Raw genomic sequence first — 17631 nt, 5'->3', positions numbered from 1 at the left:
ATGCTATGATCAGAAAAAACCTAATACAAAATATATCCATAAGCTGGTGGTACCGATTTTCTGATTTTTAGCACGTTTCCCTTTTTATCAAAAAGTAATTCATAATCGCTATACCCTTCATCTTCTTTTCTTGCTGCAACTAATAATTCATAGTTATGTAGTATTGAGGTATCCAAGGTTTTTGCAGCTTTGGCAATAACTGTAGTGTTCTCAACCTCCGTATTAGGGTATTGCACCTGAACTTTTAAAATTCGATGCTTTTTAAACAACGAATCTAGTCGTGTAGCTATTTGTTCCTGTAAGCTTTTATCCAACCAGTCTAAATCTACGTTCACTTCAATATCTTCTAGAATTCCGTTGGTATTAAATTCTACGCTATACCTGTGATCTTTATATTTAAATTTGGCTTCATAACTTTGATTGGTGCTGTCAGATTCCAGGTAGTATTTGATTTTACAGGTAGTAAAATTGTTTTGTTTTAAATAATCAATAGCAGATACCGGAAATTCTGTTTTCTGAATTCGATATTCCCTTTCATATTTCTTCTGTCCATTCATATTGATATAAAAACACATTATAAAGAAAACATACAGAAAGGGTGCATATATATATTTTAGCTTCATTCTTTTAGATTATTAGTTTTAGAAGATTGCCACGGAAACTTACCTTCAATTTCTACCTGTAAGGATAAACTTAGAAAGGTTCGTATCAATACGACAACCCCCAGGGTAAGTACCTTATTCATCGTAGGCTCAGTAACTACCGTAGCGATAATATCAGCCGCAACCAGGATTTCTAATCCTAGTAAAATAGCTTTTCCCAATTGGTGTCTTAATTTTAAATAAGATTTTTCTTTTGCACTAAAAAGATGGCTTACATACTGTAGTAACGCTAGTAACGTACCCACTATAATGACTAATATACCTATGATTTCTATGCCTTTAGCAGCATATTCAATGTATTCGGAAATATGTTCCACGTATGATTTATACTAAGATTTAACCGGAACAAAGTACATTATCTACTTATAGCCAACTAACGCTAAAACTTTTTAAAATACCTGAAAGCGTTGGTAATTAAATTCTTTTGATTGACTAGTATTTAATATTGTTAATAAATCTAGGTTTTATTTTTACCTATTTAGTGTTTCTTTTATATCTTTTGGTTACCTATTAGCTGATTGATTTAGTTTTTTAGATAGTTCTTAGCTATGGTACTTCTTCTTATCTTTAATGACATGGGATTTTACTTTAAAGTTCATTAAAAATAAAATGCAACTCAAATTATGAAAAAAAGTCATGAAGAAAAAGCCTGGATTGACAACGAAAAAAGTAAAAGATTAATAGATTACAACTATTCTTTTGAATTAATTCATGTTTGATCTGAAACACATTACTAAAAGATCACCCACAAATCACTTAGAAACCGGTTTCCCTTCATAGATCCAACTCGTAATTCCCCCATCCAGGTCATAGATCTTTTGAAAACCTTCTTTTTGCATAATGTTTGAACAAGCACCGCTTCTCCCACCCTTTTTACAATACACGGCAACTGGTTTGGATTTATCTACTTTAGCAAGCATTTCCAGAAAATTAGCATCTCTATAATCAATATTAATAGCTCCCTTAATATGTCCCCCTTGAAATTCCTTCGGGGTTCGCACATCAATAAGCTGTACGTTTTCCAAGGATAATAAGGTATTCATTTCTTCGGGAGAAAGGAGTTCTATTGTACTTTTTTCAGTAGTTTCCGTAGTTTGTGCGCAACTCACGGATAAAACCAAAAGAATGGAAATAATACTTAGCAGCTTTATCTTCATAATTTTACTATTCTTCTATATCACCATCCCAGTTCATAAACCCGCCTATGAGGTTATACGCATTTGCAAAACCATTTTGATCCATGATTTGACAAGCTTGACCACTTCTTGCGCCGGAACGACAGTAGACGTAGTAATTTTTACTTTTATCCAAAGTATTCAACTGATCCATAAATTCTTGTCCGCCATGGATATCGTAGTTAATCATGCCCGGTATGTAACCCTCTGCTACTTCATCATCTGTTCTTACATCCAGAATAACAGCGTCTTTATCATTTTCAATCATTTCTACCCACTCATCCTGGGTAATATCTTTAATCATAATAAGTGTTTTAATGCTATTGTCGCAATGTATTCAAATTTATTACGAAAATAACATTTTAAAGCTAAACGAAGTACTACAATATTAAATTACTACGGAATCAAAATTTCAAAATCGAAGTACCTAACAAAGTGCGAATAGCATAAAATAAACCACTCATACTTAGAGAAGAAAATATTAGTTGAAGAAGATAGCTAATGGTTTACAACTTATTGTTCAGACAATAATCACTATATATAACTAAATCTAACCGTTCTTATCTGAGTTAAAGAACTACTACTGATAATATACTATTATCTAACAACAAGATTTATGCTTTGATACTACAACCTATTGCTTTTGTAGTTTCTACAGGTACCGGTTTCCCTTCTAACAGAGCATTTACCGCATCTTCCACATATTTTTTATCTGCTTTCTCCTTATCCTTATAGTTGTTATCAATGGCTCCTATATAGCGGACAATATGTTTATCTCCCGATTTTTGTAACACATACACATGAGGAGTTTTAGTAGCACCATATTGCGGATATATTTTCTGTCCTTTGTCAAAAAGATAAGGAAAAGTAAAGCCTTTTTCTTTAGCTCTTACTTTCATATTTTCAAAACTGTCATCCGGATAAGATTTAGGATTATTCGGATTAATAGCAACTACCGGATACCCTTTTGATGCAAACTCTGCGTTTAATGATATAATACGATCCTCATAAGCAACGGAATACGGACAGTGGTTACACGTAAAAATAACAATAAACCCTTTTGCATCTTTGTAGTCTGATAACGAAACCATAGTTTCATCTACATTCTGAAGTAAAAAATCGGTTGCTTCTGATCCGATAGTATAACCACTTGTAACTACTTTTTTAAAGGAAACATTTTCAACCGCAAAAGCACTTACTACAATAATGAAGGTAAGACTTACCAATAATTTTAATGTTTTCATAGTTTAAAATAAAAATTACAAAACTCTTTTTAACTGTTTTTCTAATTCATTATAGGTAAATGACTGCTCATAAAAATGAGCCGTATTCCCTTTATAAATTATAGTAGCTGGAATAGCTCCTGACCACGTGGAATTTACTTTTGGAATCCACGAATTTGCATCCGGATCATCTAATACCAGTACTTTACTATCGATTTTTTGTTTTTTAAGAAAAGGTATAAGTTTTGTCTCAATATCAGACGGAATATCCAGACTTACTAGAATTACCTCAACTTCTTTATCTCTATATTGATTGTTAATTAATTCAAAATAGGGTAATTCAGCTATACAAGGTTTACACCAAGTCGCCCAGAAGTTGATAATTCGAGCTTTATTATCATTTTGATGCAGTAAATTTTCAAACGCTTCAAAATCATAGACCGGTACTTCTACCCCATTTTTCTTTATAACCTCTGTTGCATTTAGGGCTATTTTTTTCTCATTGTGAGCACAACCAAAAAAAGTAAGTGCAGCAATAAAGCAAAAAAATCTATTCATAAAGCTAAAATTATTAAAAACCTACCTTGTATTTTTAATAATTAACAACATTTAAGTTTAAATTAAACACAACTTTAGGATATAAAAAAGTTTTCGACCTTTATGTGTTAAAATCTTACCTTAAATTAACAATCATCACCTGGTAGCTAATTGAACTTAAAAGTTTTAATTTGATTTCCTTATCATATAAATAGATGTAGTATCCTAAGAATAGCTGCTTCCTTTATTATTCTTAACTAGAAATTGAAAGGTTCTTCTAAAAAAATTAAGGTAGTATATTATAACAAGAATACTGTAGTGCTGAGTAAAAGATATTTCTTAACTATTCCTAAACCTTTAAAGACTAAGATTCTTTAATATAATGTTGATAATCATCTATATAGATAAAATGATATTGACTTTTAAGTAAGTATTATTTTAAAATAATTAATTTTTATTGAAAAAATCTGTAATAAATTCTATATTTGAGGCGTTAATAAAATCAATGAAAAATACGTTACAAAATATTTGGTGGTGGTCTTTCGAAATTCAAAATTCGTGAGGTAACTGCTATATTATGCATAAACATAAAAAGGCTTGTCAACTCACGACAAGCCTTTTTTTTATAAATAAAACTGCTGTAATCGTTTTTAACCAAGACAGTAGTATGTTGGTAATAGATTAGTTAAGATGAGACGCCCGAATAATAAATTTATCAGTAATTAAATCGATCGGTTCTAAGGTTTAAAGCCAAAAAAAGAATAATAAAATGAGTTATAAATTAACTACACATTATAAACAAATCCTGGCGGACACTATTACGCCGGTCAGTGTCTATTTAAAAATCCGGGATCGATTTCCTAATAGTTTGTTATTAGAAAGTAGCGATTATCGAGGAAATGAAAATAGTTTTTCATACATCTGCTGTAACCCGATTGCCAGCATTCGTATAGAAAATGAGACTATTCTGGAAAAATTTCCGGATAAAACCGAAAGAGAAACAGCAATTACAACAAGTACAAATATCCCGGAAATAGTCAATCAGTTTGCTGGTAATTTTAAAGCTTCTTCAAAAGAGTTTAAGTTCATCAGTAACGGGCTTTTTGGGTATATCGCTTATGATGCCGTACGTTATTTTGAAGATATTGACATTTCAAAGAAAAAAGGTTCGTTGCAAATACCGGATATTCAATACAGTGTTTACCAGAACATTATTGCTATTAATCATTTTAATAACGAAGCTTATATTTTTGCACACTGCTATGATTGCGAAAGCAATATTGCCGAAATAGAATCTTTATTACAGGTAAAAAACTTTGCCACATATAACTTTACCACTACAGGACCTACTACCTCAAACCTGGACGATGACCAGTATAAAGAGCATGTGGCATTAGCCAAAAAGCATTGTTTACGGGGAGATGTTTTTCAACTGGTATTATCCAAACGTTTTTCGCAAGCTTTTAAAGGAGATGAATTTAATGTGTATCGGGCTTTACGAAGCGTAAACCCATCCCCTTACCTATTCTACTTTGATTACGGGGATTTTAAAATCTTCGGGAGCTCTCCGGAAGCACAATTGGTAGTTAAAGAAGGTATTGCCGAAATTCATCCAATTGCCGGAACCTTTAAACGAACCGGAAATGACGAACAAGATGCCGAACTTGCTAAAAAATTAGCAGTCGATGAAAAAGAAAATGCAGAACACGTCATGCTTGTTGACCTGGCACGTAATGATTTAAGTAGAAACGGAAGCGGAGTTACCGTAGATACGTATCGCGAAGTTCAGTTTTATTCGCATGTTATACATCTGGTTAGTAAGGTGACCGGAAAGAAAGATAAAGATACTAATACTATGCAGGTTGTTGCGGACACCTTCCCGGCAGGTACGCTTAGCGGTGCACCAAAACATAAAGCCATGCAACTTATAGAAAAATATGAAACGGTCAATCGGGATTTCTACGGAGGTGCCATTGGGTTTATGGATTTTTCGGGCAATTTTAACCACGCTATTATGATCCGAACTTTTTTAAGTAAAAATCACGAATTGCATTGGCAAGCCGGAGCCGGATTAGTCAACGAATCTAACGAAGAGAATGAATTACAGGAAGTCTATAATAAACTGGGAGCCTTGACCAAAGCGTTAAAGTTGGCTGAAAGTATTTAGTCTGCTCAAACTATTTTAGTAGAAATTAGATACTATAATTTCAATTTTATAATCTTTTACAGCATTTTTTAATCAAGAAGTAGCTGAATTTAAAAATTAAAAATGAACACTAAAAATACAACAGAACCGGACATTACTCCTTCTCTTTCCAAAAAGGACGGGGTTAGCGTTTTAGTTATTGACAACTATGACTCGTTTGTTTATAATCTGGTACATTATCTTGAAGATTTAGGTTGTACTGTAACTGTAAAGCGTAACGACCAACTGCAATTAGAAGAAGTAGCTCCCTTTGATAAAATATTATTATCTCCCGGTCCGGGCATACCGGATGAAGCCGGATTGCTAAAAGAAATAATTAAAACCTATGCCCCTACCAAAAGTATTTTTGGAGTTTGTCTGGGTCAGCAAGCCATTGGAGAGGTTTTTGGCGGTAGTTTAATTAATTTAAACGAAGTATATCACGGAGTAGCAACAAAAATAAACCTTTCGGTAACAGATGAAGTATTGTTCCAGGGATTAAACCAGGAATTTAAAGTAGGTCGTTACCATTCATGGGTCGTATCCGAATCGGATTTTCCTGAAAGCTTACAAGTAACTTCTTATGATGAAAACGGACAAATTATGTCCTTACGCCATAAAGAACTGGACGTTCGTAGCGTACAATTTCACCCGGAATCCGTTTTAACCCCAAATGGAAAAAAGATGTTAGAGAATTGGGTGAGCTCCTAAAAAGTATGAAGTGGGAAGTATTAGGTATAAAGTCCGAGGCCGAAAGTTTTATTTAAAAAGTATGAAGTGGGAAGTATTATGTATAAAGTATGAAGTGGGAAGTTTGAGTTGGGATACGAAGTAAAAAAATTAGAACGATGATAAATTATAAAAAGTTAAGAAGTTTTGAAACTATGAGTCTTTAATTTTAGATTCTTCGAGCCTTTGAGTCTCAGATTTTTTGCAACTTTGAGTCTTTGTAACTTTGCAGCTTTGAACCTTTGCATCTTTGAACCTCTGAGTCTTTGTAACTTTGAGTCTTTGCAACTTTGAACCTTTACAACTTAAATAAAAAATAAAACACAATCACACCCAAGTAAAAATTCCTTTCGCTTTAAGCGGAAAGATTTTAGAAACAAGCATTATGAAACAATTATTAAACAGGTTAATCAACCACGAAACGATTGATAAAGAAGAAGCAAAACAGGTTTTGGTTAATATTTCAAAAGGAGACTATAACCAAAGTCAAATCGCATCTTTTCTTACCGTATACATGATGCGTAGTATTACGATTGAAGAATTAGAAGGCTTTCGTGATGCGTTGTTAGAACTTTGTGTGGCCGTAGATTTAAACGAATACAATCCGATTGACCTCTGTGGTACGGGTGGTGACGGAAAAGATACTTTTAATATTTCCACTTTGTCTTCTTTTATAACTGCCGGGGCGGGCGTTAAGGTGACTAAGCATGGTAATTACGGGGTTTCTTCAACCTGTGGTAGTTCAAATGTAATGGAATTTTTAGGGATTAAATTTAGTAATGATAAAGAATTTCTAAAACGAAGTATGGATAAAGCCGGAATTTGTGTACTGCACGCTCCATTGTTTCACCCGGCGATGAAAAACGTAGCCCCCATTCGGCGGGAACTGGGGGTTAAGACGTTTTTTAATATGCTGGGACCTATGGTGAATCCCGCTTTCCCAAAAAATCAGATGGTAGGTGTTTTTAACCTTGAACTAGCCAGAATGTACGGATACCTGTATCAGAATACGGATAAAAATTTCACAATTGTTCATGCGCTGGATGGCTATGATGAAATATCTTTGACAGGAAGTACTAAAACCATATCTAATCATACCGAAGGGATGTTAACCCCTCAGGATTTTGGCGTACCGGTTTTACAAATGGAAGATATTGCCGGAGGAACTACCATTGAAGCCTCTGCCGGAATTTTTCTAAATATCTTAGAAGGAAAAGGTACGGAGGCACAGAACAATGTAGTTTGTGCCAATGCTGGTATTGCCATTGCAACCGTAGAAGGCTTAACCCCAAAACAAGGCTTCGAAAAAGCAAAAGAATCCCTGCTATCCGGAAAAGGATTAAAAGCTTTACAGCGAGTGCAGGAGTTGAGTAGATAGTTGTTGGTAGTTGGTAGTTGGTAGTTGGTAATTGGTAGTTGGTAGTTGGTAGTTGGTAGTTGGTAGTTGGTAGTTGGTAGTTGGTAGTTGGTAGTTGGTAGTTGGTAGTTGAAGATAAAAATTATGAATTATAAGGAGTTGGAAGTTTAGCAATTCGGAATTATAAATTATGAATTCAGAATTTTATACGTCGAAAATGAATGTCTCTGAAAAAAAAATAGAAGAATTAACAGTAGAAGAGTGGGGAACTTTATTTCCTATCAAAATGGTACCTTATCAATCCGAATGGGTAACTATTTTCTCAACTGAAAAATTAATAATTGAAAAAAAATTAGGTAAAGATATTGCTTTAGATATTGAACATATTGGTAGTACTTCCATACCCAACTTAAGTTCAAAAGGTTATATTGATATTCTAATTGATATACCTGAAGAACGACTTTTCGACGAGACCGTTATTAAAGATATGCAATCCTTAGGTTATGAGTATTGTATGCAAGATGGATATGGTCCTATATATATGATCTTTGCTAAAGGGTTTTGTAGGGATGGAAAGAATAGTCAAAAGTTCTTTGTACACATGACACCTAAAACTCATTCACAAATTTGGGATAGAATCTATTTTAGGGATTATCTTAGAAAAAATGAAAAGATAGCAAGAGAGTACGAAGATTTAAAATTAAGATTAGCCTCTCGATTTTCTAAAGATAAAAGAAGTTTTCAGAAAGGAAAAACTGATTTTGTCATAAAGGTAACCGAATTAGCAAAACAAAATAATTCTGAATTCAGAATTCAGAATTCAGAATTAAATAAATGAACATACTAGACAAAATAATAATAGATAAACGTAAAGAAGTAGCCCTTCGGAAAAGTTTGATACCTGTAAAACAATTGGAGCAGTCGGTTTTATTTGACAGAGAGACAACTTCACTTGCACAAGCTTTACGAAACAGTGATACGGGTATTATCGCAGAACATAAACGTAGGTCTCCCTCTAAATCCGTAATCAACCAAAAAGTAAGCGTACAGGATGTAGCACTGGATTATGAAACTGCTGGTGCATGCGGAATGTCGGTGTTAACCGATGGAAAGTATTTTGGCGGTTCGCTGGACGATTTACTGCTGGCTCGAGCTGCTACCCAAATGCCACTACTACGTAAGGAATTTATCGTAGACACTTACCAAATTTTGGAGGCTAAAGCATACGGAGCAGATGTCATTCTACTCATTGCCACAGTATTAACTCGTGAGGAAATCAAGAAGTTTTCGGAGTTTGCTAAAAGCCTTTCGCTAGATGTTTTGTTAGAAGTTCATAATTTAGAAGAACTAGAAAAATCTATAATGCCTTCATTAGATATGTTAGGTGTCAATAACCGGAACCTAAAGACTTTTGAAGTTAGTATTGAGGTCAGTAAAAATTTAAGCACGCATATCCCGGATGACTTTGTAAAGGTATCTGAAAGTGGAATTAGCAGTGTTGAGGCTATTAAAGAACTAAAACCCTATGGTTATCAGGGGTTTTTAATTGGTGAAAACTTCATGAAAACCGAAAATCCCGGAGCAAGTGCTTCTCAATTTATAAAAGAATTGGAATAATCATGCGGTTAATTATGAATACTTTGAAAAAGCAACATAAATTATTATCAATTTTATGTAAACAAATAAATCCAATATTAGTTTCTAGCATTACGAACAAACCTATTGATAATTACAACTATGCCTGTAGTTTTGATAACTTGTGTAAACAATTAAACTGCACAGAAGTAGAATTGTATGCTTTATCGTCTAGACTTATTGAGGAAAAGGAAATTAGCTTTTATGATGTTAATTTTAAAGGTTACATAGCACATGACAAAGCAAATTCATCTCTATTAAGTAATAAGTATTTAAAAGAGTATTATAACATTCTTTGGAATACAATAAAGAACTGGATTCAAACGCTAATACCAGTTCTTTCCTTAATTGCCGTAATAACTATAGCTCAGAACAAAAACTATATTGAACAGGATGAAGTTGAAAAACTAAAAGAATCTGTTGCATATTTAAGTAAAAACATGAAAGTAATCGAGAATAATGTTTTAAAATTAAAGGACGAAAAAAATAGTTTTATTGCTAAGAAAGACTCTATTAAATAAAATTAATATCCTAGTTTATCCAGTATGAAAATCAAAATCTGCGGAATGAAAGATTCGGAAAATATCAAAGCCGTAGCAAGTCTACAGCCAGATTATATGGGTTTTATTTTCTATAAAAAATCCGCCAGAAATTTTGATGGTAATATTCTTGATGTCCCTGCTTACATTAAAAAAGTTGGAGTTTTTGTAGATGCAACCATAGAATTTATTGTAGAGAAAGTAAAAAAACATCAGTTTGCTGCAGTACAACTACATGGTAACGAATCCCCAGAATACTGCAAGCAACTTAAAGAAAAATTAAATGGTAATTTAAAAAGACCCCAAAGGTTTTCAAAACCTTTGGGGTCTCCACCGAATCACCCAAAAACAATTTACTCAAACCTTGTTAAAGAAACTAGTACTAAACCTGTCGAAAGTACTAGCACTGAGCCTGTCGAAGTGTGGAAAGTCTTCTCCATCAAAGATGAATTCAACTTCGACCGCTTACAAGCTTACGAAGGGATTGTCGATTATTTTCTATTTGATACCAAGGGCAAAGAAAAAGGAGGGAATGGATATACCTTTGACTGGACGGTTTTAAACAAGTACCCGTCTTCTACTCCATTTATTCTAAGTGGTGGGATAGGATTAGATGAAATTGACCAAATCCGATTGTTACTAAAAACCAATTTACCTATTTATGCCATTGATGTAAATAGTAAACTGGAAGACGAACCCGGATTAAAAAATATAGATAAAGTAAAACACTTTTTAACTAATATCCATATTCGTAGGGATTTGGTTTGATTTGATAGCTATGGAATTTAAAGAATGTATTATTGAATCTTTTAAGATTATAGAAAAATCTACAAATTGCGAACAGTTAGAAGATTGGGAAAAAGAATTAAAGAATAAATTAGACAAAAAAAACTTTATCGATATCAAAAAATACCCCAGGATTGCATTTCGATTTAATGACGAAGATTTGGATTACTTTAGAGATGAAAGTAATCAGGAACTAGCTTCTTTAATTGGTTCGAGTAATGATCTTAAATTGACACCAAGAGAAAAACTGATGCTTTCTATGTTATGGAAAAATGGGGATTTAGGAAAAGAAAAACATATTATAAACGGGTTGTTAAATAAGGATCATGAAAAAAGTAAAAAAACAGGGCAGATTTTTCACCAATTCGGAAGAAAACTGAAATCACCTGATAAAGAGCCCATTATCGATCAACATATTCTTAGGGCTTTTAAATATTACCAAAACACTTCTAACACTGGAGAATATGCCTATTCCGAACATTTTAGTAAACAGAATTCAAAAGCCATCTCAGATTATAAAGATTGGATTACTGAAAACGTACTTGCTAATAAACCTAATCCCGAAGATTATCTCTATTATACCGACAGAATTTTATTTGGTATTGGTAAATACTTAAAACCCTATCTAAAAAAATAAGCTATGACATATAATGTAAATGAAAAAGGATATTACGGGGATTTTGGCGGAGCCTATATTCCTGAAATGTTATATCCTAATGTAGAAGAATTACGGGCTAATTATTTGCGTATTATGAACGAACCTTCGTTTCAGGAAGAGTTCGATCAGTTATTAAAAGATTACGTGGGCCGCCCCACCCCATTATATTTCGCAAAACGATTATCCGAAAAATACAAGACAAAAGTATACCTAAAACGTGAAGACCTTTGCCATACCGGAGCACATAAAGTCAACAATACGATTGGTCAAATCTTAATGGCAAAAAAACTAGGTAAAAACCGCATTATTGCCGAAACCGGGGCGGGTCAGCACGGAGTTGCCACTGCTACCGTTTGCGCATTAATGGGTATTGAATGTATTGTATATATGGGCGCTATTGATATCAAACGTCAAGCCCCCAATGTCGCCCGAATGAAAATGCTTGGTGCTGAAGTTCGCCCGGCTATGTCCGGAAGCAGAACGCTTAAAGATGCTACAAATGAAGCTATCCGGGACTGGATTAACAACCCGGTAGATACACATTATATTATCGGTTCGGCCATTGGCCCGCATCCTTACCCAGATATGGTTACCCGTTTTCAGTCTATTATATCTAAAGAGATTAAATGGCAGTTACAAGAAAAAGAAGGAAGAGAACTACCCGATTACGTGGTAGCCTGTATTGGTGGAGGTAGTAACGCTGCCGGCACCTATTACCATTTCTTAGAAGAGCCGAGCGTTGTGATTATTGCTGTAGAAGCTGCTGGAAAAGGAGTGGATAGTGGCGAAAGTGCCGCTACTTCACAATTAGGAAAAGAAGGGATTATCCACGGATGCAAAACCTTATTAATGCAAACGCCTGACGGACAAATTACCGAACCCTATTCCATTTCAGCTGGATTGGATTACCCGGGTGTAGGGCCGCTACATTCGCATTTACACCGTTCCGGGCGTGGGGAGTTCTTTTCGGTAACAGATGATGATGCTATGACCGCCGGATTAGAATTATCGCAATTAGAAGGGATCATCCCAGCCATCGAAACCTCTCATGCCCTGGCTATTTTTGAAGACAAGAAATTTAAACCTGAGGATATCGTAGTCATCAACCTATCCGGACGGGGAGATAAAGATTTGAATACGTATATTGATTATTTTAAACTCTGATAATGTATTAAGTACAAAATATTAAGATGATACTTTGTACTTAATTCTTGACACTTTGTACCAAAGACAAATGAACAGAATAAACACAAAATTAAACGAAGACAAAAAGTTATTATCCATTTATTTTACCGCCGGATATCCTTCGTTACATGATACCAAAAAAATTATTGAAGACCTGGAAGAAAACGGGGTAGATATGATTGAAATCGGATTGCCTTTTAGTGATCCCTTAGCTGACGGGCCTACCATTCAGGAAAGTTCAACCGCTGCTTTAAAAAACGGAATGACAACCCAACTTCTTTTTGAGCAATTAAAAGATATCCGGAAAACAGTTTCCATCCCGCTTATCATGATGGGCTACTTTAATCCCATGATGCAATATGGTGTAGAAGCTTTTTGTAAAAAATGTCAGGAAATTGGTATTGACGGACTAATTATCCCCGACCTTCCAGTAAATGAATATCACGAACACTACCAGGACACTTTTGAGAAATACGGTTTGATTAATGTATTTCTGATCACTCCACAAACTTCCGAAGAACGTATTCGATTTATTGATAGTGTTTCTAACGGATTTATTTATATGGTGAGTTCAGCAAGTGTCACTGGTGGTACGTCCGGTTTTGGAAATACCCAGGAGACCTATTTTAAACGTATTGCCAATATGAATTTAAAAGCTCCACAAGTAGTAGGTTTTGGTATTAAAGATGCCGAAACCTTTCGGCAAGCCACTAAAACCGGAAAAGGAGCTATTATAGGTTCGGCATTTATAAAAAATCTAACAGATAACGGGGTAGCTAGTATTAAACAGTTTATTGAAACTATACGATAAGACTTGATTACTATTATATCTAAAGTGATATTTGTCACTTAGTAAAGTTTATTTACTTGTTGTGAGCAATTTACAGAATCAATCAGAATAGACTAAATGGAAAGAAAAGTTTTTATAATAACTGGACACCCACATAATGATGTACAAACAGAACTTTTTAAAAGGTTTTCTAAATTATATTGGACTTTTTTTAATGATAAATCCGGGGGAGCTTACGAAAAAGAAGAAATTATAGTTCTTAACCAACCTACTACCGAAGATTTAAAATCCGCAACCAAAAATTCTGAAAAAGAATTTGGAGTTGTTGTTCTTATTGGTCATGGTGCTACTAAGGAAAATAATCAACTTTTTCAAATAAATGAAAATGAAATCATTAAAGCGGGACAGTTGGATTTCAGTTTTAAAAAACAGATAATTATCCTTGAAAGTTGTAGAAGCAAAATATCAAATATTGAAACGGTAGATTTATCTAATAAAGTACCCACATTTCGTGATGGAGGAACTTTTAGAAACCCATTGAGTCGGGAAAAGTCAAAAGAACTTTACCTAGAGCAGGTTAAAAACTGTGATAATGGATTAGTAATTTGTCTGGCTTGTGGTTTAAATGAAGAAGCATCGAATTTTATTTATTCTAGTTCATTATTACAAATTGGCAAAAATTGGCATTTGAGTAGGCAAAACCATCTACAAACAATGAAAATAAATGAATTAATGTTTTTGACTACTATTGAAGTTTTGGCAAAAACTAATAATACTCAAAATCCTGAAATGATAGGGATTAGAGAATTTCCTTTTGTAATAAGCAAATTCTAAATAAAAACTGCTCACAATACAACCTATAAATAATACGGACTTCTGGCTTAATCGCAGGGTTTGTGTATTTTTATGATTTCCGCAAAATCTTTGGGATTTAGCTTTAAACAAGGAAAAGAAAAAATAAAAAGATTTTGCTTTATACGTAGCAGAAAGTAAACGCCAATTTACTTTCGTACTGTTCATAGCTAAACCGTAAATTCCTTTCCCACATCATCTTCACAAAAATTTCACCACTAATTTCTAATTGTTAGTATTCGGAATCTTTCCAGAAATTTCAGGAAAAACTATGCTTTTTAAATGAGCCGTAGTATCTTGTAGTTTTAACCGAATTTTGTTTTGCTATGAATAATAGTACCACGATACAATGCCCGAACTGTGCTACGCAAATTGATGTCAATGACATTCTGAAACATCAGATTGAAGAAGGTATGCGGCAAGAATTTATCAAAGAAAAAAACCTTTTGATTCAGCAACAAAGGGAGAAAGAAGTTGCACTTGCTAAAAAACAGCAGGAAAAAGAACAAGAATTACAAAAAGAACAGGAATTACGGGAAGCTACTTTCTTTAAACAACAACAAGAATTTGAGGAGCGTAAGAAAAAAGCGTACGCAGAATTTACTCAAAAATTAGAAGACCAACGTAAAAAAGATCGAGAAGAGATCGAGCTGCGTATCAAAACAAAATTAGCAGAAGATAGCCGGGAGCAATTAAGGGAAATGCAGGAAGAGTTGGCAGAAAAATCCGAAAAGGTAAAAGATTTATTAAAAAAGGAAGCCGAAATTGAACGTTTAAAAAGAGAAAAAAACGAAGCTGCAGAGGTTGCCAAACTAGAAGCTCAAAAAGAACTAAGCCTACAATTACAAGAAGCAAAAGAAAAGATCAAACGACAGGAAGCAGCAAGCCACGAATTAAAAATAAAGGAACTTCAAATACAATTAGACCAACAAAAAAGCCTGACGGAAGAAATGCGCCGTAAACAAGAACAAGGCTCTACGCAATTACAAGGGGAAGCCATGGAATTAGCTATTGAAGAGTGGCTAACCTCTCAGTTCCCTCTGGATACTATTAACGAAATTAAAAAGGGAGTTAATGGCGCGGATTGTTTACAAGTTGTAAATACTAGAGAACAGGTAAATTGTGGTATCATTTACTATGAAAGTAAACGAACCAAAACCTTTCAATTCAGCTGGATTGACAAGTTTAAAAATGACCTTCGGGAACGTAATGCAACGATTGGGGTTCTGGTTACTCAAGCAACTCCGTCAGATATGGATCGAATGGAACTTAGGGAAGGTATCTGGATTTGTACTTATGAAGAATTTAAAGGTCTATGCGCTGTCCTACGCCAATCTATCGTACAATGGAGTAGAATTAAACAAAATCAGGAAAATCGTGGGGATAAAATGGGGTTATTGTACGATTTTTTAACCAGTAGCGAATTTCGTTTGCAAATGGAAGGGATTGTTGAAGGCTTTACCCAAATGCAATTAGACCTTCAAAAAGAAAAAAACGCGATGAATCGTATCTGGAAACAGCGTGAAAAACAAATCGACAAAGTCATCAACAACGCCATCGGAATGCACGCTTCCATTAAAGGAATTGCCGGAAGTGCCATTCAAAGTATTCCCGCTTTAGAATTAGATGAAGGTGATGATGAGGTCTTATCGTTGGATATGGATTGAAGTTAAAGATATTATTAACTTTGAACCAAACGTTCTACATATCTTGAACCTGAACCAGTATCATTTCTAGCGAAGTCAAAAACTTCATACAGTAAACGTTCTTCTTTAAACTGAAAGTTAAATTGAGACGTATAGGCTTTACAAGCTAAGGCTTTCTCTTCAAATTCAGAGGTTACATTAAATTCTAAAGCTTTTATATTTAGTAATTCTTTATCCATTTCAAATCGTGTAGTTTGTTCTTTAAATTCCTTAGAATTGGTGACTTTTGAATAATATGGTTCATCAAACCACTGGTAAAAACGGATTTTGGGAAATTCCTGTTTAAGGTTTTTAACAGCTTTCACCACCTGTTGGTGATCTACATGATTTCCAATTCCGTAAGGAAATAAAATTATGTCCGGCTTTTTCTCACAAATTATAGTATTAAGTTTCTTCTCCAAATCATGATGAATGGTATCTTCTGGTAATAGTTGTTGAAATAAAGCTTTCGGTTCCATATAACCCCGGTGTGGGGCTTCCTTAAATGACAACCATTGATAATCCAAACCTAAAAGTTTACAGGCTTCTTTATCCTCTTGCCTTCGCAATTTCATATAATCCACTTCTATGGCCAAACCTTTATCCGTTTGACACTGTAAAGCAAAACCAGTAGGATGTAAAACAGATTCCGTAAAACAAGTAATTACCGAACAATCCCAGCCTTTCTTTACTGCTTTATGTAAAAGACCCCCAACGGAAAATACCGCATCATCCAAATGAGGAGAAATAGCAAGAATATTCATTGTAAGTTTAACTTTTGATAAAATTATTTACTTGCAAAATATAGTTGAATTGTTTTTAGGGGATGTACTTTATTAAACAATTAAAAACTTAAGAATATATCGGTTATTTTTTCCGTAAATGAAATGGTATAAATACTACTTATACAAAGTATTTAACATTAAACCTATACCGTTCTACTCTTATAATTAACTTTAAAATGTAGTCCAATAAGACTACATTTATTATATTTACTATATGATTAAAAAAAGGGAACTTTATTTTTTCAAAGATTATTTCAAAGTATTTTATAAAGCATAAAATGAGAAAGTAAAATACAAAATACTCTGGACCTTACAAGTAATTGAGGAACTAGATAAAATTCCTGAGACCTATTTAAAGCACCTTAAAAACACTAGTGGACTATATGAAATCAAAGTGCAAGTAGGAAATAATATTTTTAGAGTTTTTTGCTTTTTCGACTTGGACAACATAGTAGTTATTTGTCAGGGTTATCAAAAGAAAACCAAAAAACCAGTAAAAAAGAGATCGAACGTGCAGAACGAATTAAAAGAGAATATTATGAAGATAGAGAATAAAAATTTGACCAGTCTTGATCAATTTATAAATGAAGAAGTAGGTGTAAAAGGAACAGAAGCAAGAAAAGATTTTGAAACTGATTATAAAACTTTTAAAATTGGCGTATTAATTCAGCAAGCGAGAGAGAAACAAGGACTTACTCAGGAACAACTGGCAGAACTGGCGGGAACAAATAAATCATATATTTCAAAACTAGAAAGAAATTTAAAAGATATTAGATTTTCTACCTTACAACGTATTATTGATAAAGGTTTAGGCGGTCAGTTAGATATCTCTATACGCTTTGAGTAAT

20 protein-coding genes and 1 pseudogene are annotated in these 17631 nt (G+C 33.8%); 14 read left to right on the top strand and 7 right to left on the bottom strand.

Annotated elements, in window-relative coordinates; all coding sequences use genetic code 11:
• Nucleotides 1-20: 20 nt before the first annotated feature.
• The 6 genes from NBT05_RS09930 to NBT05_RS09905 form a co-directional block, all read right to left on the bottom strand.
• Nucleotides 21-557 (bottom strand): hypothetical protein, encoded by a 537-nt coding sequence (locus NBT05_RS09930; protein WP_265769712.1) that lies wholly within the window; start codon nt 555-557, stop codon nt 21-23.
• A gap of 62 nt (nt 558-619) precedes the next feature.
• Nucleotides 620-979 (bottom strand): DUF1622 domain-containing protein, encoded by a 360-nt coding sequence (locus NBT05_RS09925; protein WP_265769711.1) that lies wholly within the window; start codon nt 977-979, stop codon nt 620-622.
• Nucleotides 980-1414: 435 nt separating this feature from the next.
• Nucleotides 1415-1819 carry a rhodanese-like domain-containing protein gene (locus NBT05_RS09920; RefSeq protein ID WP_265769710.1) on the bottom strand — a complete coding sequence of 135 codons (405 nt, stop codon included), beginning with the start codon at nt 1817-1819 and terminating at the stop codon, nt 1415-1417.
• A 7-nt stretch (nt 1820-1826) separates the two neighbouring features.
• Nucleotides 1827-2141: a rhodanese-like domain-containing protein gene (locus NBT05_RS09915; protein ID WP_265769709.1), complete on the bottom strand. Its 315-nt coding sequence runs from the start codon at nt 2139-2141 to the stop codon at nt 1827-1829.
• A gap of 310 nt (nt 2142-2451) precedes the next feature.
• Nucleotides 2452-3081: a thioredoxin family protein gene (locus NBT05_RS09910; protein ID WP_265769708.1), complete on the bottom strand. Its 630-nt coding sequence runs from the start codon at nt 3079-3081 to the stop codon at nt 2452-2454.
• 15 nt (nt 3082-3096) lie between these two features.
• On the bottom strand, nt 3097-3618 hold the full coding sequence (locus NBT05_RS09905) for a TlpA family protein disulfide reductase (protein ID WP_265769707.1): 522 nt from the start codon (nt 3616-3618) through the stop codon (nt 3097-3099).
• Nucleotides 3619-4366: 748 nt separating this feature from the next.
• Between NBT05_RS09905 and NBT05_RS09900 the strand changes: the two genes are divergently transcribed.
• The 12 genes from NBT05_RS09900 to NBT05_RS09845 all read left to right on the top strand — a co-directional run bounded on the left by NBT05_RS09900 (nt 4367) and on the right by NBT05_RS09845 (nt 15980).
• Nucleotides 4367-5764 (top strand): anthranilate synthase component I family protein, encoded by a 1398-nt coding sequence (locus NBT05_RS09900; RefSeq protein WP_265769706.1) that lies wholly within the window; start codon nt 4367-4369, stop codon nt 5762-5764.
• Nucleotides 5765-5866: 102 nt separating this feature from the next.
• Nucleotides 5867-6493: an anthranilate synthase component II gene (locus tag NBT05_RS09895; protein WP_265769705.1), complete on the top strand. Its 627-nt coding sequence runs from the start codon at nt 5867-5869 to the stop codon at nt 6491-6493.
• 403 nt (nt 6494-6896) lie between these two features.
• Nucleotides 6897-7889: an anthranilate phosphoribosyltransferase gene (gene trpD, locus NBT05_RS09890; protein WP_265769704.1), complete on the top strand. Its 993-nt coding sequence runs from the start codon at nt 6897-6899 to the stop codon at nt 7887-7889.
• Nucleotides 7890-8058: 169 nt separating this feature from the next.
• Nucleotides 8059-8706 carry a GrpB family protein gene (locus tag NBT05_RS09885; protein WP_265769703.1) on the top strand — a complete coding sequence of 216 codons (648 nt, stop codon included), beginning with the start codon at nt 8059-8061 and terminating at the stop codon, nt 8704-8706.
• Nucleotides 8703-9485, top strand: a complete 783-nt coding sequence (gene trpC / locus NBT05_RS09880; RefSeq protein ID WP_265769702.1) for an indole-3-glycerol phosphate synthase TrpC — start codon at nt 8703-8705, stop codon at nt 9483-9485. Before NBT05_RS09885 ends, trpC begins: the two co-directional genes overlap by 4 nt.
• 14 nt (nt 9486-9499) lie before the next feature.
• Entirely contained in the window at nt 9500-10024 is a 525-nt protein-coding gene (locus tag NBT05_RS09875; RefSeq protein WP_265769701.1) for a hypothetical protein, read from the top strand.
• Between the two features lie 45 nt (nt 10025-10069).
• Nucleotides 10070-10810, top strand: coding sequence for a phosphoribosylanthranilate isomerase (locus NBT05_RS09870; protein WP_265769700.1), 741 nt, complete (start codon nt 10070-10072; stop codon nt 10808-10810).
• 10 nt (nt 10811-10820) lie between these two features.
• A complete protein-coding gene (locus tag NBT05_RS09865) occupies nt 10821-11465 on the top strand; it encodes a hypothetical protein (protein WP_265769699.1) in 645 nt (214 codons plus the stop codon).
• A 3-nt stretch (nt 11466-11468) separates the two neighbouring features.
• Nucleotides 11469-12650, top strand: coding sequence for a tryptophan synthase subunit beta (trpB, locus tag NBT05_RS09860; protein ID WP_265769698.1), 1182 nt, complete (start codon nt 11469-11471; stop codon nt 12648-12650).
• A 70-nt stretch (nt 12651-12720) separates the two neighbouring features.
• Nucleotides 12721-13482 carry a tryptophan synthase subunit alpha gene (gene trpA, locus NBT05_RS09855; RefSeq protein ID WP_265769697.1) on the top strand — a complete coding sequence of 254 codons (762 nt, stop codon included), beginning with the start codon at nt 12721-12723 and terminating at the stop codon, nt 13480-13482.
• A gap of 96 nt (nt 13483-13578) precedes the next feature.
• On the top strand, nt 13579-14295 hold the full coding sequence (locus tag NBT05_RS09850; RefSeq protein ID WP_265769696.1) for a hypothetical protein: 717 nt from the start codon (nt 13579-13581) through the stop codon (nt 14293-14295).
• Between the two features lie 344 nt (nt 14296-14639).
• The gene (locus NBT05_RS09845) at nt 14640-15980 is read left to right on the top strand and encodes a DUF2130 domain-containing protein (protein ID WP_265769695.1); all 1341 of its coding nucleotides are present in this window, start codon (nt 14640-14642) and stop codon (nt 15978-15980) included.
• 14 nt (nt 15981-15994) lie between these two features.
• Here NBT05_RS09845 and NBT05_RS09840 read toward each other — a convergent pair whose 3' ends face one another.
• Nucleotides 15995-16762 (bottom strand): PIG-L deacetylase family protein, encoded by a 768-nt coding sequence (locus tag NBT05_RS09840; protein ID WP_265769694.1) that lies wholly within the window; start codon nt 16760-16762, stop codon nt 15995-15997.
• Between the two features lie 319 nt (nt 16763-17081).
• Between NBT05_RS09840 and NBT05_RS09835 the strand changes: the two are divergent.
• Nucleotides 17082-17216, top strand: a pseudogene (locus NBT05_RS09835) (type II toxin-antitoxin system RelE/ParE family toxin); the annotation flags it as partial.
• A 105-nt stretch (nt 17217-17321) separates the two neighbouring features.
• Nucleotides 17322-17630: a helix-turn-helix domain-containing protein gene (locus tag NBT05_RS09830; RefSeq protein WP_265769693.1), complete on the top strand. Its 309-nt coding sequence runs from the start codon at nt 17322-17324 to the stop codon at nt 17628-17630.
• Nucleotide 17631 lies beyond the last annotated feature (1 nt).

The organism is Aquimarina sp. ERC-38, assembly GCF_026222555.1.
Lineage (GTDB): Bacteria > Bacteroidota > Bacteroidia > Flavobacteriales > Flavobacteriaceae > Aquimarina.
Note: the sequence above shows the minus strand (reverse complement) of the source record. Positions and strands in the feature narration are given on the sequence as shown.